Genomic DNA, 19,640 nt, shown 5'->3' on the forward strand with positions numbered 1-19,640 from the left:
TAAGGATCGACGGGATTCCGCCGTGCATCTTCAACGGCATCGAAGCGTCGAATTCCGATCCCTTGCGGTTCATTCGTGTCGGTTGGGAGGCCTGGCCATGAATGTTCACATAGCCGGCGGCGATGTCGGGGCAAGAACGCTGGAAATCGTCGGCGAACTGAAGGGGCTCGAAGGGCCGCTTCTTCCCATCCTGCATGAAATCCAGGCGGAGTTCGGCTATGTGCCGCAGGAGAGCCTGCCGGTCATCGCGCGCGAGTTGAACCTTTCACGCGCCGAAGTGCACGGCGTCGTCACCTTCTATCACGACTATCGCGACCATCCGACGGGGCGGCATGTCCTGAAACTCTGTCGCGCCGAGGCCTGCCAGTCGATGGGTGGGGACGAGATCGCCGAGCGCGTGAAATCGCTGCTCGGTATCGACTTCCACCAGACGACGCTGGACGGCGCCGTCACCCTGGAGCCCGTCTACTGTCTCGGGCTCTGTTCCTGCGCACCCGCCGCGATGCTCGATGGCGAGGTGCACGGACGGGTCGACGCGGATCTTGCCAGGGAACTCGTTGCGGAGGCGCGCCGATGACCGTTCGCATCTACGTTCCTCGCGATACCGCTGCCCTCGCGCTCGGCGCCGAGCGCGTCGCCAGGGCGTTCGCCCGAGAAGCCGAGGCCCGCAACCTCGGCGTCACGATCGTGCGCAACGGTTCGCGCGGCATGCATTGGCTGGAGCCGCTGGTCGAGGTCGAGACCGCCGGCGGCCGCATCGCCTACGGCCCGGTAAAACCGTCCGACGTGCCGGGCCTGCTCGACGCCGGTTTTCTCGAAGGCGGCACCCATCCGCTCTGTCTTGGCGGGACGGAAGACATTCCGTTCCTGAAGAACCAGACTCGCCTCACCTTCGCCCGCTGCGGCGTCGTCGATCCCGTTTCGCTGGACGACTACAGGGCCCACGGCGGCCTGAAGGGCCTTGAAAAGGCGATCGCCATGGCTCCCGCCGATGTGGTCAAGGAGGTCATCGACAGCGGCCTGCGCGGACGCGGCGGCGCCGGCTTTCCGACGGGCATCAAGTGGAAGACCGTGCTCGACGCTCCCATCAATGCGGAAAAGGGCGACAGGAAATACATCGTCTGCAACGCCGACGAAGGCGATAGCGGCACGTTCGCCGACCGTATGATCATGGAAGGCGATCCCTTCGTGTTGATCGAGGGCATGGCGATCGCCGGCCTGGCGACGGGCGCGACCAAGGGTTTCGTCTATACGCGCTCCGAATATCCGCATGCGATCGCCGTCATGAACGAGGCGGTCGCCGTCGCGCGTGCCGCCGGCGTGCTCGGCCCCTCCGTGCTCGGCTCCGGCAGGGCGTTCGACATGGAGATCCGCGTCGGCGCGGGCGCCTATGTCTGCGGCGAGGAGACGGCCCTCCTCAACAGCCTCGAAGGCAAGCGCGGCATCGTGCGCGCCAAGCCGCCGCTGCCGGCGCTGCAAGGCTTCATGGGCCGCCCGACCGTCGTCAACAACGTCATCTCGCTCGCCTCCGTTCCGGTCATCCTGGACAAGGGGGCCGCCTACTACCGCGATTTCGGCATGGGCCGTTCGCGCGGCACGATCCCGCTCCAGATCGCCGGCAACGTCAAGTATGGCGGGCTCTACGAAACGGCCTTCGGCCTGACGCTCGGCGAGATCGTCGAAGGTATCGGGGGCGGCACCGCCTCCGGCCGGCCGGTCCGCGCCGTGCAGGTCGGCGGCCCGCTCGGCGCCTATTTCCCGCGCGCGCTCTTCGATACGCCCTTCGATTACGAAGCCTTCGCAGCGAAGGACGGCCTCATCGGCCATGCCGGCATCACCGTCTTCGACGACACGGTCGACATGCTGAAGCAGGCCCGTTTCGCGATGGAATTCTGCGCCGTGGAAAGCTGCGGCAAGTGCACGCCCTGTCGCATCGGCTCGACGCGCGGCGTCGAGACGGCCGACAAGATCATGCAGGGCATCGAGCCGGCAAAGAACCGCGAACTGCTCGCCGATCTCTGCAACACGATGAAATTCGGTTCGCTCTGTGCGCTCGGCGGCTTCACGCCCTATCCCGTGCTGAGCGCCATGACCCATTTCCCGGAAGATTTCTCGCCGGCGCCGATCGCCGAAGCAGCGGAGTGATCCCATGCCCCTCGTTCCTGAAATCGATTACGGCACCCCCGCCTCCCGCTCGGAAAAGATGGTGACGCTCACCATCGACGGAAACGAGGTGACCGTTCCGGAGGGCACCTCCATCATGCGCGCCTCGATGGAGGCCGGCATAAAGGTGCCGAAGCTCTGCGCCACCGACATGGTGGACGCGTTCGGCTCCTGCCGCCTCTGCCTCGTGGAGATCGAGGGACGCAACGGCACGCCCGCCTCCTGCACGACGCCGGTCGCGCCGGGCCTCGTCGTCCACACGCAGACGAGCCGCCTCAAACAGATCCGCAAAGGCGTGATGGAGCTCTACATCTCCGACCATCCGCTCGACTGTCTCACCTGCGCGGCGAACGGCGACTGCGAATTGCAGGACATGGCCGGCGCTGTCGGGCTGCGCGACGTGCGCTACGGCTATGAGGGAGACAACCACGTCAAGGCCCGCAACAACGGCGAGATCAACGTCCGCTGGATGCCGAAGGACGAATCGAACCCTTATTTCACCTACGATCCGTCGAAGTGCATCGTCTGCTCGCGCTGCGTGCGCGCCTGCGAGGAGGTGCAGGGCACCTTCGCGCTGACCATCGAGGGCCGCGGCTTCGACAGCCGTGTATCGCCCGGCATGCATGAGCATTTCCTCGAATCGGAATGCGTTTCCTGCGGTGCCTGCGTGCAGGCCTGTCCGACCGCGACGCTGACCGAAAAATCGGTGATCGAAATCGGCCAGCCGGAGCATTCCGTCGTCACCACCTGCGCCTATTGCGGCGTCGGCTGCTCCTTCAAGGCGGAGATGCGCGGCGAGGAGCTGGTGCGCATGGTGCCGTGGAAGGACGGCCAGGCCAACCGCGGCCATTCCTGCGTGAAGGGCCGCTTTGCCTATGGCTATTCCACCCACCGCGACCGCATCCTGAAACCGATGGTCCGCGAGAAGATCTCCGATCCCTGGCGCGAAGTGACCTGGGAGGAAGCCTATGCCCATGTCGCCGGCGAGTTCCGCCGCATCCAGTATCAGTACGGCCGTGACTCCATCGGCGGCATCACCTCGTCCCGCTGCACGAACGAGGAGACTTTCCTCGTCCAGAAGCTGGTGCGCGCCGGCTTCGGCAACAACAACGTCGATACCTGTGCCCGCGTCTGCCATTCGCCGACCGGCTACGGCCTCGGCCAGGCCTTCGGCACCTCGGCCGGCACGCAGAATTTCGATTCCGTGGAACATACGGACGTCGTCATCGTCATCGGCGCCAACCCGACGGACGGCCATCCGGTCTTCGCATCGCGCCTCAAGAAGCGCCTGCGCCAGGGCGCCAAGCTGATCGTCATCGACCCGCGCCGCACGGAGCTCGTCTCCTCGCCGCATATCAAGGCAGCCTACCACCTGCCGCTGAAGCCCGGCACGAATGTCGCGGTCGTCACCGCGCTCGCCCATGTCATCGTGACGGAGGGTCTCTACGACGAAAAATTCATCCGCGAACGCTGCGACTGGTCGGAATTCGAGGACTGGGCCGCCTTCGTCGCCGAACCCCGCCACAGCCCGGAGGCGATCGAAGCCTTCTCCGGCGTGCCGGCGCAGGCGCTGCGCGGAGCCGCGCGCCTCTTTGCCACCGGCGGCAACGGCTCGATCTATTACGGCCTCGGCGTCACGGAGCACAGCCAGGGTTCGACCACGGTCATGGCCATCGCCAACCTCGCCATGGCGACCGGCAATATCGGCCGTCCCGGGGTCGGCGTCAATCCGCTGCGCGGGCAGAACAACGTGCAGGGCTCGTGCGACATGGGTTCCTTCCCGCACGAGCTGCCCGGCTACCGCCACATCTCCGATGACGCCACGCGTGAAATCTTCGAGAAGCTTTGGGGCGTGAAGCTCAACAACGAGCCGGGCCTTCGCATCCCCAACATGCTGGATGCGGCCGTCGAGGGTACGTTCAAGGGCATCTATATCCAGGGCGAGGACATTCTCCAGTCCGACCCTGACACCAAGCATGTCTCCGCGGGCCTTGCCGCCATGGAATGCGTCGTCGTGCAGGACCTCTTCCTGAACGAGACGGCGAACTACGCCCATGTCTTCCTGCCGGGCTCGACCTTCCTCGAGAAGGACGGCACGTTCACCAACGCCGAGCGCCGCATCAACCGCGTGCGCCGCGTGATGACGCCGAAGAACGGCTATGCGGACTGGGAGGTCACGCAGAACCTCGCCCGGGCCCTCGGCCTTGACTGGAACTACAGCCACCCCTCCGAGATCATGGACGAGATCGCCGCGACGACACCGAGCTTCGCGCTCGTCTCCTACGACTATCTGGAGAAGGTCGGCTCGGTTCAGTGGCCCTGCAACGAGAAAAGTCCGCAGGGCTCGCCCATCATGCATGTGGGCGGCTTCGTGCGCGGCAAGGGCAAGTTCATCCGGACGGAATATGTCGCGACGGACGAGAAGACCGGTCCGCGCTTCCCGCTGCTGCTCACCACGGGCCGCATCCTCAGCCAGTACAATGTCGGCGCCCAGACGCGGCGCACGGAGAATGTCGTCTGGCACGAGGAGGACCGGCTGGAGATCCATCCGCACGACGCGGAAAACCGCGGCATCCGCGACGGCGACTGGGTGCGCCTTGCCAGCCGTGCCGGCGAGACGACGCTGCGCGCGCTCGTCACCGACCGCGTGGCGCCCGGCGTCGTCTACACCACCTTCCACCATCCGCTGACGCAGGCGAACGTCATCACCACCGATTTCTCCGACTGGGCGACGAACTGCCCTGAGTATAAGGTGACGGCCGTGCAGGTCTCGCCGTCGAACGGTCCGTCCGAATGGCAGGTCGAATATGACGAGCTGTCACGCCGGTCGCGCCGGATCGCCGGCAAGCTGGAGGCAGCAGAATAGGATCACGCGTGCCGGAATTCTCCACCACCACCAAGGTCGCCGAAACCGCCCGCCGCAGCGGGCGGCTCGTCGACGGCGAGCGCTTCGTACCGGAGGAAACGCCGGTGGCCTTCTCCTATGCCGGCTCCACCCATGCGGTGATGATGGCGACGCCCGCCGACCTTGAGGATTTCGCGATAGGCTTCAGCCTCACGGAAGGCATCATTACCGATCCGCGTGAGATCGAAACCATCGAGGCGGTGGCGGAAGACAAGGGCATCGACCTCCAGATCCGCCTTGCCGACGCGCAGAACGATGCGCTGACCGCCCGCCGCCGCCACATGGCCGGGCCGGTCGGCTGCGGCCTGTGCGGTATCGAGTCGATCGAGCAGGCGGTGCGTGTCACGCCGTCCGTGCGTTCGTCATCGCTTACCTTGACGGAGGATGAGGTGGTCGAGGCCGTACGCTTGCTCAACGGCCAGCAGCCGCTGCACATGGCAACGCGCGCCGTGCACGGTGCCGGGTTCTATGTGCCAGGTACCGGCCTCGTCGCCGTGCGCGAAGACGTCGGGCGGCACAATGCGCTCGACAAGCTCGTCGGCGCCGCGCGCCGTGCAGGCCATGCCGGCGGGACGGGCGCGGTCGTCGTGACCAGCCGCGTCTCGGTCGAGATGGTGCAGAAGACGGCGATCATCGGCAGCCCCTTCATCATCGCCATTTCCGCCCCGACGGCGCTTGCCATCCGCACGGCGGAAGAGGCCGGCATGACGCTGATCGCGCTGGTCCGCGGCGAGGAGTTCGAGATTTTCACCGGTGCGGAACGCATCGTCTCCGGCGCCGGGCGCCGGATGGGGAACGGCTAGGAGATACCATGTCGGAAGGCAACAAGCTCGTCAGGATGGCGAACCAGATCGCGACCTTCTTCCACTCGCAGCCGGCAAGCGAAGCCGCAAACGGCGTGGCGACGCACATCAACAAGTTCTGGGAGCCACGCATGCGCCGGCAGCTCTTCGACCTCGTCGACAATCACGGCGGCGAGGGCCTCGACGGGCTCGTCCTGCAGGCCGTGCCGCTGATCCGCCGCCCGCCCCCGGCGGAAGCGCCGGCGGCCGCGCAGAACGGTGCACCGCCAGCCCCCTGAAACAAGACCGCCGGGCGATCAGGCCGCCATGTCCTCCACGTCGCGCTCCTTGAACATGCGCGCGAGATTGAGGAAGCAGATCATGCCGTTCTCGTGGGCGATGATGCCCTCCGCATAGGCCTTGTCGAAGGACGTCGTCACTTCCGGCACCGGCTGGATCTGTTCGCCGCGGATGGTGAGGATGTCGGAGACACGGTCGACGACGAGGCCGATGACCATGCTGTGCACCTCGGCGACGACGATGGCGCTGCGCTCGTTGGCTTCCGTGCTCTTCATGCCCAGCTTGTGGGCGAGGTCGATGATCGGGATCACCGTGCCGCGCAGGTTCATCACGCCGATGACGTCCGGCGGCGAATGCGGGATCGGCGTCGACGGAGCCCAGCCGCGGATTTCGCGAATCGTCGTCGTCTTCACGCAGAATTCCTGATCGTGCAGGCGGAATGCGATGATTTCGAGCGTATCGCCGGCAAAGCCGGCCGTCTTGATGGAGGTCATCGGGGGTCTTTCCAGGTTGGGCTGCGTCGTGTCCCGATCCTATGCACGCCCTGGTTAAAATCTTTCAAACACCCGAATACCTGCCGCGCCAAGAAAGACCCCGCTGTGACGCGGAGCCCTCGATTTTTCAGCGTTGCACGCCTGTCAGGTACGCAATACCGCCTCGAACTGTTCGAGCGCCCAGTCCACCTGGTCGCCGGTGATGACGAGCGGCGGAGCGATGCGGATCGTGTCGCCATGCGTATCCTTGGCGAGGATTCCACGCTCCTTCAGCGCCTCGCAATACTTGCGCGCACCGCCAGCGGCAGCGTCGAGTTCCACGGCCAGCATCAGGCCGCGGCCGCGCACTTCCTTGATGATGTTGGAGCGGATGCCCTTGAGCCCAGCCTGGAAGCGCTCGCCCATGCGCTCGGAATTGCCGATCATGTCCTCCTCCACCAGCACCTTCAACGCGGCGCGCGCGATGGCGCAGGCGAGCGGGTTGCCGCCGAAGGTCGAACCGTGCTGGCCGGGCTTCAGCACGCCGAGCACCTCGCTGTTCGACAGCACCGCCGAGACCGGATAGAAACCGCCGGAAAGCGCCTTGCCGACCAGCGTCACGTCCGCCTCGATGCCCTCGTGCTCCTCGGCAAGCAGCTTGCCGGTACGGCCGAGGCCGGTCTGGATCTCATCGAGAATGAGCGTGATGCCGTGCTTCGTGCAAAGCTCGCGCACGGCCGGGAGATAGCCGGCCGGCGGGATCAGCACGCCCGCCTCGCCCTGGATCGGCTCGACAAGGAAGGCGACCGTGTTCTCGTTGACCGCCTCGCGGAAGGCATCGATATCGCCGAACGGCACGTGGCGGAAGCCCGGCGCGAAGGGGCCGAAGCCGGTGCGCGCATCCGGGTCCGTCGAGAAGCCGACGATGCCCATGGTACGGCCATGGAAATTGTTGGCGCAGACGATGATTTCGGCGCGGCCCTCCGGAACGCCCTTCACCTCGTAGCCCCACTTGCGGACGGCCTTGACGGCGGTCTCGACCGCCTCGGCGCCGGAGTTCATCGGCAGCACCTTGTGCGAACCGGTAAGCGCCGCGATCTCCTCGTAGAAATGGGCGAGCTGGTCGTTGCGGAAGGCGCGTGAAGTGAGCGTCAGCTTCTGGGCCTGCTCGATCATCGCCGCGAGGATCTTCGGATGGCAGTGCCCCTGGTTGACCGCCGAATAGGCCGAGAGGCAGTCGAGATAACGGTTGCCGTCTATATCCCAGACAAAGACCCCCTCGCCGCGCGACAGCACCACGTCGAGCGGCTTGTAGTTGTGGGCACCGAGGCGGTATTCGGTTTCGATCAGGCTTGCGGTCGACGGCGTCATAAAGTCCTCCAGGTTTCAGGCGCTCCGGGTCGGCCGGTCAAGAATGCGGCGCCCGAACAGGCTTGCGGTCAGCTCGACGAGGATGCGCGCGCTCTTGCCGCGGTCATCGAGGAACGGGTTCAGCTCGACGAGATCGAGCGAGGAGACGAGGCCGCTGTCGCACAGCATCTCCATGATGAGGTGGGCCTCGCGGAAGGTCGCGCCGCCCGGCACGGTGGTGCCGACGCCGGGCGCGATGTCCGGATCGAGGAAGTCGACGTCGAGGCTGACATGCAGCAGGCCGTTGGCCGCTTTGATGCGGGCGATGATGTCGTGCATGATATGCGCCATGCCGGTCTCGTCGATCGAGCGCATGTCGTAGACATTGACGCCGTGCTCGGCGATCTCTTCCCTCTCGCGCGCATCGACGGAACGGATGCCCACCTGGAAGACGTTCTTCGGATCGACGAAGGGACGCCCCGCTTCAAGGATCGGCGCGAATTCGGCCTGGCCGCAGAAGAAGGCGACCGGCATGCCATGCATGTTGCCGGACGGGGAGGTCGCCGGCGAGTTGAAGTCCGCATGCGCATCGAGCCAGAGCACGAAGAGCGGACGGTCCTGGTCGGCCGCATGGCGCGCCATGCCGGAGACGGAGCCCATCGAGAGGGCGTGGTCGCCGCCGAGCACCAGCGGGAACCTGCCGCCGCGGGCCGCATCGTAGACGGCCGTGTCAAGCGCACGCGTGAAGGCCGCGACGATCTGCAGGTTGTTGGCCTTCGGATGGTTGGGAAGGTCCCGTGCGGGCAGCGGGCGCAGGTCGCCTTCGTCCGTCACTGTGTGTCCGAGGTCGATCAACGTCGCATCGACGCCTGCGATGCGCAGCGCCGTCGGCCCCATTGCCGCACCGCGGCGGCCGGAGCCTTCCTCGAGAGGTGCGCCGATCAGCGCGACATGCTTGTCATTTTCAGCCATGGTTTCCCCGCGGACGCGTAAGCGCCGGTTTGTACGGTTTTGGCCGATTATTGCCGCTCACGCTGTTGGCAAAAAGAGGAAAAACTGACAAATAGACGGCTCATTTCAGCATTTTGAGAAGCCCGGCAAGACAAAATGGCAAGCCTCGACGACCTCGACCACGCGCTGATCAGCGCGCTGCGCCACAATGCCCGCACGCCCGTCTCCTCGCTCGCCGCGATGACCGGCGCTTCGCGTGCCACGGTGGCGGCGCGGATAGATCGGCTGGTTTCCTCCGGCACGATCGCGGCCTTCACCATCAAGACGGGCGCGGAGCTGACGGGAAGCGGCGTGCGGGCCATCGTGATGATCGAGGTGCACGGCAAGATGGCCGACCGCGTGGCCGCGCAGCTGCGCGGTCTGCCGCAGGTGCGCGCGCTCCATTCCACCAACGGCCGCTGGGATTTCATTGCCGAGCTGGAAGACCGCGATCTCGGCACGTTCGACGAGACGCTGCACCGCATCCGCCTCATCGACGGCATCACCGTCACCGAGACGAACATCCTGTTGAAGACCACCAAGAATGCGCTGGCATGAGGCGCGGTCCACCGGCTGCCGCAAGGCCGCGCGGCGTCTGCCCTCAATATTCCTTTTCGTAGAAGATACCCGCACCGGCGCTGCCGCTGCCCGCCTCGCCGCGAAGCTTGAGGCCGCGGCCGACGTCGAGGTTGATGACCGCCTTGGCGCCGTTCGTCTCGGGATCCTGCTTCAATTCGATATAGGTCCGCTCGTTCAGGTACTTGCCGGCCGAGACCTGCGCCCGGCCTTCCGCGTCCGTCGTGATGTCGAGGTCGTCGACCCCGAGCTTGCTGCGCAGGCTGTCGAGCAGGCCGGTCGAACTGCCCCCGGCAAGCTGGCTGGCCGCCGCGGCGAGCTGTGCGATCTGCACGGCGGACAGGTTCGACATCGAACGGTTGAAGATGAGCTGGGCGAGGATCTCATCCTGCGGCAATGACGGCGAGGAGGCGAAGGTGACGGTGGGATTGCTGGCAACGCCCGCCACCGTGACGGTGATTTCCGTCGTGCCTGCCGTGCTTGCCGCGACGAGGTTGACGGTCGGCACGAGGCCGCCGGCAAAGCCGATATGGGCGCTGGTGAAATCGAGGCGGCGCGTCAGGATCTCCATGCGCCCGCGTTCCAGCTCGAAGCCGCCGGAGACGACCGGCGCCGAAGAGGTGCCGGTGATCTTGAGGCTGCCGCCCATTTCCGCGTTGATGCCGCGGCCGCGCACGAAAAGCTGGCCCGGCGATTCGATGGTAAGGTCGAGCGCGATGCCCCGCGAGGCGCCGCTGCCGCCCTGCGCGCGCTGGACGTCGGCGGTCATGCGCCTGACATCGGCCGGCGCGTTGCGATGCTTGATGTCGATCTCGGAAAGCGAGGCCGGCAGCTTCTGCGGAATGGTGATGTTCGCCTTGTTGATCACCACCCTTCCGCCGAGCGCCAGACCGGAAACCGGCCCCTTCAGCGTCAGGTCGCCCGTGACGTTCGCCGTCACCAGCGTGCCGTCGACATAGGTGATGTCGGCGAGCTTGATCGCCACGTCGACCGGGAAGCCGCTGGCCGGATCGATGCCGACGCGCCCGCTCGCCGAAAGCTGGCCGCCGCTCGCCAGCCGGCCGGAGACGGTCTCGATCACCGCCTGCCGCCCGTCCATGGTGACGCGGATGGTGAGGTTCTCCACCGCAAGGTTTCGGCGGACATCGACGAGGCGCGCACCGCCCGCCGTGATGGTTCCGGTAACCGAAGGGGCGGCCGCCGTGCCGCCGATGGAAAGATCGACGTCGGCGTTGCCGGTCAGCACGAAGCCCTGCGCGGAAAGCTGCCCCTGGAGCACGCCGAACGGCACCGAGCCGTTGAACTTCAGCGAAAGCGGCGTCGCGCCGCCGATGCCCACCGTCCCGCCACCGCGGAAGGAAAGGCCGCCGCCACCGGAGAGCACCGTATCGAGGCGGACCTGGTTGTTGGCGAACTCGCCCTTCGCATTGATGTTGAGCGTGCCGATGCCGGCGCCGCGGGTCTGGCTCGTGGCCGCCCCGTCCCAGTCGAGCGCGTAGTTGACGACCGGCGCCGCGGCCTTGCCCTTGACCGTCACCGTGCCGCCGATGGCGCCCTCCGCGCCGAGACCTGCGGCAAAATTGTTGACGAGCGCCGCCGGCAGCGCAGTGAGACGAAGCGAAAGATCGAGCGTCTCGCCGGCCCGGCCGGAAACCGCGACGGAGCCGCGCCCGGCCTGGATGGTCAGGCCGTCCAGCGTCGCAACACCGTCGGTGATGCCGATCGTCGTTGGCTTCGCAAGCCTCAGCGCGATACGCCGCGGCGCGGCTTCGAAGGCATCGAGGGCGACGTCGAGCCCGCCGCCGCGCTGGAGGACACGCCCCTTCGTCACGAGCGGCGCGCCGTCGAGACGGCCCGTGAGATCGAAGCCCGTGCTTTGCCCCTCGCGCGAGAAGTCGAGCTGGAGGGCCTCCAGCCGGTTTTCGCCCGAGGCGACGCGTTCGGCGCGCACCGTTCCGGTGACGGCGGCCGTCGCCAGATCGGCAATGGCAAGATCGACGGCCGGCTTGGTGATGCTCACCGTGTCGCGGCGAATGGCGGAGCCCGAAGCCTCCACGGTCGCGGAGGTCCTGCCGTTGGCCGTCGCGATTTCAACCTGGCCGGCAAGATCGCCGGCCGCCTGCTGGCCCGCCATGGCGGCGAGCAGGCCGAGATCGGGAAAATCGAAGCGGATCGTGCCGTCCGGCATGAAATTCGGCGCCAGCGTCAGCGAACCCTTCAGCGTGTTCGGGCCGATCTCCGCCTCCAGCACCGGCACCGAGATGCGCCCGCCTTCCGACATGATGCTCGAACGCACATTGATCGCCTGGCCATCGAGCGCGCCGGTCGCCGTCAGCTCCCCGGACGGGCTGTCGGCGACGGCCTTGCCGGCAAGCGTCACGACGAGGTCGCTGAGGGTGCGGCCGGACAGCGTCGCGCCGCTCGACGTGACCTTGGCCGAGACGTCGAGCCCCTGCACGGGACCGCTCGCGGAAAGCTCGAACGCCGCTTCGCCCGCGGCATCGGCCAGCAGCTTGCCGAGGTTCAGCACCTTGCCGGTGAGCGCAGCCTCCAGATTGCCGCCGCCGAACGATACGTCGCCCGCCGTCTCCAATGTGCCGGACTTGACCTGCAGGCCGGTAAGCTGGATCGCACCGTCCCCCGTCAGCTGAACCCGGCCCTCCGTCGCGATCGTCGTGTCGAACCTGCCGGAAAGCGCCGGCGGCAGCACGGCCGGCAGCGCGAAGAGGCGGAAGTTGACGTCTGCCTCGCGGCTTTCGAGTCCATAGCGGCCCGACAGCGTGCCGCCGATGCTGGCGCTTTCGAGCGTCGCGGGGTCGAAGGCGATTTCGCTCCGCGAAACGTTCAAGGTCGCGGCGAGCTTTGCCGGCCCTTTCACCGCACGGTCGATATCGGGATTGGCGAAAGCCGTCATGCCCGTTTCGAGCGTCGCATCGATGCGGCCGGACTGGTTTGCCACGTTGAAGGCCTCGCTCTCGGCCGTCAGGCGGATGTTGTCGATGCGGCCTGCGGGCAATTCGGCGGAAACGAGCCGCGCATCGGCCCTGAGTGCCGCCGCCGTCGCCTCGCCGGTCAGAGAGATGCCGGCGCCTTCGATCAGCATTCGCGCATCGCCCTCGGCTAGCGGCCAGCGGAAATCGATCGGCCCGTCCTTGCCGGCGAGCTTCACCTCAAGGTCGTTCGCCCCTTTGGCACTCACGGTGCCCGAGGCATCGAGCGTCATCGCGCCTGTCGCGATCGTGCCCTTTTCGATGCGCAGCATGTCCGACCCGTCGAAGGCCGCGACCACGTCGATGCCGGTCTCCCCGGCAAAGAGCGGTCGAAGCTGCGGCGGCATCAGCGCGTCGAACGTGCCGCCGCCCTGGAGCGCGACCGTGTGCAGGCCGTCTGCCGAAAGGTCATGGCGACCGTCGACCCGAAGCATTTCCGTGCCGTCGAGTGCGGCGGAAAGGCGACCCTTCCACTGCGACAGCGGACCGTCGCCCGTAAGGCGGATCGCCACGGCGGGGTCGTTCGGCAGCTTGAGAAGCGCCGCCAGAATGCCGCCTTCCGGTTCGGCGACGTCGGCTTCGAGGCGAAGCTCGTTCTGTGCCGGGTTGAAGACGATGTCGGCCGCGATCCGGGCATCCGGCCGGGCTTTCTCCGAGGCGGAGAGCTTGACTGCCACGCTCTCGGCTGTCGCATCGCCGCGGCCCGAAACGACGATACGCTGGTCGCGTCCGGCGATCGCGCCCGAGACGAAAAGCTCCGGTATCGCCAGCGAGCCGACATGCACTTCCACCGGCAGGGTGAAGGGCTGGTCGGACGTTTCTGCCCCGGCCTTCGATTCCGGCAGGCGCAGCAGGGAAACGGAAGAGGCGGAAACACGGGACGCATCGAAGCTGAAGAAGAGAAGCTGGAGCGGCGACCAGTCCACGGCGAGGTCGCGGATTTCGGCATAGGTGCCCTTCTCGTCGCCGAGCGTGATGGCGCCGGCACGCAGGCGGCCGGTGAGCAGGCCGGATGGCTCGCTGACCGAAATCACCTGTCCGCTCGCCGCCGCGACCCTTTCCGCATAGGAAACCGCCATGCGCGCGCCCGTATCGGTAAACCCGACGAACCCCACGAGCGCCACGAGAAGGACAAGCACGATCGCAAGGCCGTAGCCGGCATAGCGGAGAATGGCGCGGAGAATTCGGGACAGCCTGTTCATGCTTCATCCATTTCGCGTGCGGGAACGAGGAATCGCTCCTCCACGTCTAGAATCCCAATCGCGCAACCGATCAAGAGCCTAGACGAAAATTGAGGCGACAGTCAGAAGGACTGGCCGATGCCGGCATAGATTCCGAAGGAGGTTCCACCCGGGTACTTCTGCAGCGGCACGGCGACGTCGAGCCGCAGCGGCCCGAACGGCGTCGCGTAGCGCAGGCCTATGCCGGCGCCTGCCCGTATGTCCTCGAAATCCGGCACTTCGTCGGTCGAAACCGTGCCCGCATCGATGAAGGGCACGATGCCGATCGTCTCGGTGAGGCCGATGCGCACCTCGGCGGACGCCGCCACATAGGAGCGGCCGCCGAGAAGCTGGTTGGCGCCGTTGCGCGGCGAGATCTCCTGGTAGCCGTAGCCGCGCACCGTGCCGCCGCCGCCGAGGAAGAAGCGGCGCGTCGCCGGAATGTCGGAAAGCTCGTCGCCGCCGATGATCGTGCCGGCGGCGAGCTTGCCGGCCAGCACGAAGCGATCCTCGGCACCGAGCGCCTGGTAGCCGGTGATCGCGCCCTCGAAGCTGGAAAAGAAGGTGCCCCGGTAATTCTCGTAGCTCGGCTTCGCGTTGATCATGAAGCGATAGCCTTCGGTCGGGTTCAGCTTGTCGTCGCGGGTGTCGCGCACATACTCGATCGGAAGGCTGAACGTCAGGTACTTGTTCTTGCCGAAGGCGTCCTCGACGTCGCTCCACATCACCTCGCCGCCGGCGCTCACCGTGTCCTTGTCGGAAAGCTCGACGCTGACGCCGGCCGCGCCGGTGATCGTGAACGCCTTGTAGGCATCCGGATCGACGATGGAGGCCTTCAGGCTGGCATTGAACGTGGTCGCCGGACCGAAGGCGCCCGGCTTGGAAAACAGGATGGCGCTCGAATAGTCAAGTTCGCCGAGATCCTTCGCTTCGCCGATACGGTTGACCGCCCCTTCGATGCGCAGCGACTCGGCCTGCCCGAACAGGTTCCGGTGGCCCCAATAGCCCTGCACGCCGAAGCCTTCCGTGTTGGAATATTGCGCGCCGACGCCGAAATAGCGGTGCTTGCCTTCGGAGACCTCGATGGTCATCGGGAGCGAACCGTCCGGCGCCAGCCTGTCCGCCTCGCGGATCGTGACGCTGGAGAAGACGCCGAGCGTACGCAGCCGCTCCGCCGCCTTGGTGAGCGCCTCCGGCGAGTAGGGCTGGCCGGCATTGATGCGCGAATAGCGCTGCACGAAATCCGGATCGACCGTCTTGGTGCCGGTCACGCCGACATCGCCGACGGGAGCGACCGGCCCACCCTCGGCGGCGATCACCACGTCCACCGTCCGTGTCTCGTGGTCGGCCGTCGCATTGCGTTCGGTGAGCTTCGCGAGCGGCCGCCCCTCCGCTTTCAGGTCCACGACGATCTTTTCGCCGGCCTTCAGGATGATGGTGGAGTCCGCGCGCGCCCCCGGCACAAGGTCGTAGTCCGCCGGGTTGCGTCCCTCCGCATCGCCGGAGAAGACGACGTCACCGAAGGTGAAGACGGGACCCGGCTGGACGCGGATCGTCACCGGTATCGCGCCGCTCCGGTTGAACTCCGGGTTGGGGGGCAGCGAGTCGAGGTCCTGGCCGTTGACGGTGACGTTCACCACGCCGCCGTAGCGCGCATTTTCATAGAGGGCCGCGAGAATGCGGTCACGGTCGTCGCGCGCCTTGATGACGAGGCCGAGATCGCCGGAAACCGGCTTGCCCTCGTCCTGCTTGAGGCGCGCGGTATTCTCGATGGCTTCCTTGAGGTCGGCGTCGTCCGTGCCCGGATCGAGCGTCAGGGTATAGTTGACGGGATCGATGACGGCGGCCGCCTCTTCCTCGTCATCCTCGAAGAACTTCATGCCGAAGATCTCGAAAGCCGACGCCGGCTGGACGCAGAAGGGGCCGCACGCCAGCGCCGCAGCAACCGCGAGCGCGGTGCCAGCCTTCAGAAACGCGAAACTCTTTTCCGGCCGGTTCACTTTATCCCGCATCCGCAGCTATCCGTCGCCTTCCCCGAGGTGCGGTGCGCGGCAGGCCGACAGCTTCCGACACAGTACTTCAGGCGCTCCCGTTCATCCGGAGCTTTCAGGCAGAAAAGACCCTAACGTGTTAGGTTTTCCGTAATGTTAACGGCGGTTTTACACGCAGGCGCACGAGATTTGAAGCACCGGACGGCATTTTGTGCCGAAAGCGGAAACGCAAAAACCCCGGAGGACATCCGGGGCTTCGCATAGGTTGCATGCGTCAGGTATCAGTAACCCGACGGGCACCGGTCGATATAGCGGCGGCCGTAGCGGTCACGGTAGTAGCACTGGCCGGGCTGCTCGGAAACGCTGCCGATGACGGCACCGGACAGGCCACCGATGGCCGCGCCCACAGCCGCACCACGAACATTGCCGGTGACCGCGCCACCGATGATCGCGCCGGAGGCCGCGCCGATACCCGCACCTCTTTCCGTCGGCGTGCAGCTGGCGACGGCAAGGCCAACCAGAACGAGCGCAATGACTTTCTTCATGAAGATGTTCTCCAAAGTTGAGCTGCGGCCGCGTTTGCCGGGTCCGCACTATCCCCTTCTACTCACGCAACATACCGGGGCCGTCATCGACGGTCAGGTCTGTCCGCGATTGAAAATATATCCCGAAATGGGGAAGTCCATGGCGTTGAACTATTTTTTTGCAGCCCGAATAAACGCTGCCGTTATTCCGTTTGGCTTCGCCCGCGCCGACCGGTCACGAGAAATTTCGCGCCCGCCTGAAAGTACCGGTTGATCGCCGCGGGAAAAAGTCAAATGATATGACTGTTGAGGTTGCGCCGGCGCCGGAGGAGCGTCCCCGGCCCGCGTCGTGAGGACGCCCGCTGCATGTGACGTCGGATCGATCGGCCCCAGCGAGAGAACGCCAGGGAGGAACGAATGACGAAAGTGGCAATGACCGTCAACGGCAGGAAGGTCAGCAGGGAGTGCGAGGATCGCACGCTGCTCGTGCACTTCCTCCGCGACCATCTCTGTCTCACCGGAACCCACGTCGGCTGCGATACGTCCCAGTGCGGGGCCTGCGTCGTGCACATGGACGGCAAGGCAGTAAAAAGCTGTTCCGTCCTCGCCGCCCAGGCCGCGGGATCGGACATCCTCACCATCGAAGGCCTTGCCGCAAACGGCGAGCTGCACCCGGTGCAGGCCGCCTTCAAGGCCAATCACGGCCTGCAATGCGGCTTCTGCACGCCCGGCATGGTGATGACCGCCGTCGACATGATCAACCGCTACGGCGCCAGGCTCGACGAGAAGACGGTCCGGGAGAACCTCAAAGGCAATATCTGTCGATGCACCGGCTACCACAATATCGTGAAAGCCATCCTCGCCGCCGCCGGGGAGATGGGTGCGGCAGGCCGGCAGGCAGCGGAATAAGGTCTTGGGCAATAGGCAGCAGCCAATAGGGAGGCCGTCGCGATCTTTGCGATTTCCCTGACGCCTATTGGCCAACCCCTACTGCCTCCATTCTCTGGAGGAGATGAAGATGGGTGTCGAAGGCATCGGCGCGCGCGTCGCGCGAAAGGAAGACAAGAGGTTCCTGACCGGCAGGGGCCGCTACACGGACGACATGTCCGTACCGGGCATGCGTTACGCCGCATTCGTGCGCTCTCCGCACGCCCATGCGAAAATCAGGAGCATCGATGCGTCCGCGGCGCGGGACATGCCGGGCGTGGTCGCGGTGCTCGACGGCAGGCAGATGCAGGAAGACGGCATCGGCAACTTGATCTGCGGCTGGATGATCCATTCCAGGGACGGATCGCCGATGAAGATGGGGGCCTGGCGGCCGATCGCGCACGAGACGGTGCGGTATGTCGGCGATGCCATCGCCGTGGTCGTCGCCGACAGCGTGGAAGAGGCCCGCGATGCGGCCGAAGCCGTCGTCGTCGATTACGAGGTGCTGCCCGCCGTCACCGAGGCAGTCAAGGCGCTCGAAGCGGGCCAGCCGCAACTCCATCCGGAAGCGCCCGGCAACCTGATCTTCGACTGGGATCTCGGCGATTCTGCCGCGGTCGACGCCGCGATCGCCTCCGCCGCCCATGTCACGGAGATGAAGATCGTCAACAACCGGCTGGCCCCGAACGCGATGGAGCCGCGTGCCGCACTCGGCGTCTACGACCCCGCCGAAGACCACTATACCTGCTACACGACGAGCCAGAACCCGCATGTCGCGCGCCTCGTCATGAGCGCCTTCTACAACGTGGCGCCGGAAAACAAGCTGCGCGTCATCGCGCCGGACGTCGGCGGCGGTTTCGGCTCCAAGATCTTCATCTATCCCGAAGAGATCGTCTGTCTGTGGGCCTCCAAGCGCACCGGCGTTCCCGTAAAATGGACGAGCGACCGGACCGAGGCCTTCCTGACGGACGCCCATGGCCGCGATCACGTCTCGACCGTCCGCATGGCCTTCGACACGAACAACCGCATCACGGCGCTGAAGGTCGACACCGTCGCCAATCTCGGCGCCTACATGTCGCTCTTCTCCTCATGCGTCCCGACCTATCTCTACGCAACGCTGCTCTCCGGCCAGTACGCCATCCCCGCGATCCATGCCAACGTGCGCGCCGTCTATACCAACACCGCCCCCGTCGACGCCTATCGCGGCGCCGGCCGGCCGGAAGCGACCTATGTCCTGGAACGCACGATTGAGACGGCGGCGCGCGAACTCGGCGTCTTGCCGGCGGAGCTTCGCCGCATCAACTTCATCCGCTCCTTCCCCCACCAGACGCCGGTCATCATGAACTACGACGCCGGCAACTACGAGGCCTCGCTGGACGCGGCCATGAAGGCCGCCGACTGCGACGGGTTCCCGGCCCGCAGGGCCGAAGCCGCAAGCCGCGGCATGAGGCGCGGCATCGGCATGAGCTGCTATATCGAGGCTTGCGGCCTTGCGCCCTCGGCCGCCGTCGGATCGCTCGGTGCGGGCGTCGGCCTCTGGGAATCGGCCGAGGTGCGCGTCAACGCCGTCGGCACGATCGAGGTGCTGACCGGCTCGCACAGCCACGGCCAGGGCCATGAGACGACCTTCGCCCAGGTGGTCGCCGGCCGCCTCGGCGTGCCGATCGACAGCGTTTCCATCGTGCATGGCGACACGGACAAGGTGCAGATGGGCATGGGCACCTACGGCTCGCGTTCCGGCGCCGTCGGCATGTCGGCCGTGGTGAAGGCACTCGACAGGGTGGAGGCCAAGGCGAAGAAGATCGCGGCCCACCTGATGGAGGCGGACGAGAGCGACGTCGTCATCGAGAACGGCGCGCTCAAGGTCGCCGGCACAGACAAGTCGGTTCCGTGGTTCCAGGTGGCGCTCGCCGCCTATACCGCGCACAACCTGCCGGCCGACATGGAGCCGGGCCTCAAGGAAAGCGCCTTCTACGACCCGAGCAATTTCACCTTCCCGGCCGGCTGCTACATCTGCGAGGTCGAGGTCGATCCGGAAACCGGCAAGACCGAGATCATCCAGTTCGTGGCCGCCGACGACTTCGGCAACATCATCAACCCGATGATCGTGGAGGGCCAGGTACACGGCGGCATTACCCAGGGCATCGGCCAGGCGCTGCTCGAAGGCGTGCACTACGATCCGCAGACGGGCCAGCTCCTGACGGCGAGCTACATGGACTACGCCATGCCCCGCGCCGACGACGTGCCCTCCTTCACGGTCTCGCACCAGGTGACGCCGTGCCCCAACAATCCGCTCGGCATCAAGGGCTGCGGCGAGGCCGGCGCCATCGGCTCGCCGCCGGCGCTCATCAACGCGATCACCGACGCCATCGGAAACAACGACCTCACCATGCCGGCGACGCCCCAGAGGGTATGGGCGGCTGCGCGGGCTGCGGCCCATTGACGGAGG

The 19,640-nt window shown here is 66.2% G+C and carries 14 protein-coding genes; 8 read left to right on the top strand and 6 right to left on the bottom strand.

Going from position 1 to position 19,640, the window contains the following annotated elements; all coding sequences use genetic code 11:
- Positions 1-97: 97 nt before the first annotated feature.
- The 5 genes from ACIIOY_RS21440 to ACIIOY_RS21460 are packed head-to-tail and all read left to right on the top strand — an operon-like array spanning position 98 to position 6,149.
- On the top strand, positions 98-577 hold the full coding sequence (locus ACIIOY_RS21440) for a formate dehydrogenase subunit gamma (protein WP_411036714.1): 480 nt from the start codon (positions 98-100) through the stop codon (positions 575-577).
- Positions 574-2,145, top strand: coding sequence for a formate dehydrogenase beta subunit (locus ACIIOY_RS21445; protein WP_411036715.1), 1,572 nt, complete (start codon positions 574-576; stop codon positions 2,143-2,145). The genes ACIIOY_RS21440 and ACIIOY_RS21445 overlap by 4 nt, the downstream gene beginning before the upstream one ends.
- Positions 2,146-2,149: 4 nt before the next feature.
- A complete protein-coding gene (gene fdhF / locus ACIIOY_RS21450) occupies positions 2,150-5,029 on the top strand; it encodes a formate dehydrogenase subunit alpha (protein ID WP_411036716.1) in 2,880 nt (959 codons plus the stop codon).
- Between the two features lie 8 nt (positions 5,030-5,037).
- Positions 5,038-5,871: a formate dehydrogenase accessory sulfurtransferase FdhD gene (gene fdhD / locus ACIIOY_RS21455; protein WP_411036717.1), complete on the top strand. Its 834-nt coding sequence runs from the start codon at positions 5,038-5,040 to the stop codon at positions 5,869-5,871.
- Positions 5,872-5,879: 8 nt separating this feature from the next.
- A complete protein-coding gene (locus tag ACIIOY_RS21460; protein ID WP_411036718.1) occupies positions 5,880-6,149 on the top strand; it encodes a formate dehydrogenase subunit delta in 270 nt (89 codons plus the stop codon).
- An 18-nt stretch (positions 6,150-6,167) separates the two neighbouring features.
- Here ACIIOY_RS21460 and ACIIOY_RS21465 read toward each other — a convergent pair whose 3' ends face one another.
- From ACIIOY_RS21465 to rocF, 3 genes are all read right to left on the bottom strand, one after another.
- Positions 6,168-6,644 carry a chemotaxis protein CheW gene (locus ACIIOY_RS21465; RefSeq protein ID WP_411036719.1) on the bottom strand — a complete coding sequence of 159 codons (477 nt, stop codon included), beginning with the start codon at positions 6,642-6,644 and terminating at the stop codon, positions 6,168-6,170.
- Between the two features lie 144 nt (positions 6,645-6,788).
- A complete protein-coding gene (rocD, locus tag ACIIOY_RS21470) occupies positions 6,789-7,994 on the bottom strand; it encodes an ornithine--oxo-acid transaminase (protein WP_411036720.1) in 1,206 nt (401 codons plus the stop codon).
- 15 nt (positions 7,995-8,009) lie between these two features.
- Complete coding sequence (gene rocF / locus ACIIOY_RS21475; protein WP_411036721.1) at positions 8,010-8,945, bottom strand: arginase; 936 nt, start codon at positions 8,943-8,945, stop codon at positions 8,010-8,012.
- 135 nt (positions 8,946-9,080) lie between these two features.
- Here rocF and ACIIOY_RS21480 point away from each other — a divergent pair, with 135 nt between their 5' ends.
- Entirely contained in the window at positions 9,081-9,521 is a 441-nt protein-coding gene (locus ACIIOY_RS21480; protein WP_411036722.1) for an Lrp/AsnC family transcriptional regulator, read from the top strand.
- Positions 9,522-9,564: 43 nt separating this feature from the next.
- Here ACIIOY_RS21480 and ACIIOY_RS21485 read toward each other — a convergent pair whose 3' ends face one another.
- From ACIIOY_RS21485 to ACIIOY_RS21495, 3 genes are all read right to left on the bottom strand, one after another.
- Entirely contained in the window at positions 9,565-13,731 is a 4,167-nt protein-coding gene (locus ACIIOY_RS21485; protein ID WP_411036723.1) for a translocation/assembly module TamB domain-containing protein, read from the bottom strand.
- A 101-nt stretch (positions 13,732-13,832) separates the two neighbouring features.
- A complete protein-coding gene (locus ACIIOY_RS21490) occupies positions 13,833-15,761 on the bottom strand; it encodes an autotransporter assembly complex protein TamA (protein WP_411036724.1) in 1,929 nt (642 codons plus the stop codon).
- A 260-nt stretch (positions 15,762-16,021) separates the two neighbouring features.
- Positions 16,022-16,285 (bottom strand): YMGG-like glycine zipper-containing protein, encoded by a 264-nt coding sequence (locus tag ACIIOY_RS21495; protein WP_411036725.1) that lies wholly within the window; start codon positions 16,283-16,285, stop codon positions 16,022-16,024.
- Between the two features lie 396 nt (positions 16,286-16,681).
- Between ACIIOY_RS21495 and ACIIOY_RS21500 the strand changes: the two genes are divergently transcribed.
- Both ACIIOY_RS21500 and ACIIOY_RS21505 read left to right on the top strand, forming a co-directional pair.
- Positions 16,682-17,173: a (2Fe-2S)-binding protein gene (locus ACIIOY_RS21500; protein WP_411036726.1), complete on the top strand. Its 492-nt coding sequence runs from the start codon at positions 16,682-16,684 to the stop codon at positions 17,171-17,173.
- Between the two features lie 109 nt (positions 17,174-17,282).
- On the top strand, positions 17,283-19,634 hold the full coding sequence (locus tag ACIIOY_RS21505) for a xanthine dehydrogenase family protein molybdopterin-binding subunit (protein ID WP_411036727.1): 2,352 nt from the start codon (positions 17,283-17,285) through the stop codon (positions 19,632-19,634).
- Positions 19,635-19,640: the final 6 nt, after the last annotated feature.

The organism is Shinella agrisoli (assembly GCF_046557955.1).
Lineage (GTDB): Bacteria > Pseudomonadota > Alphaproteobacteria > Rhizobiales > Rhizobiaceae > Shinella.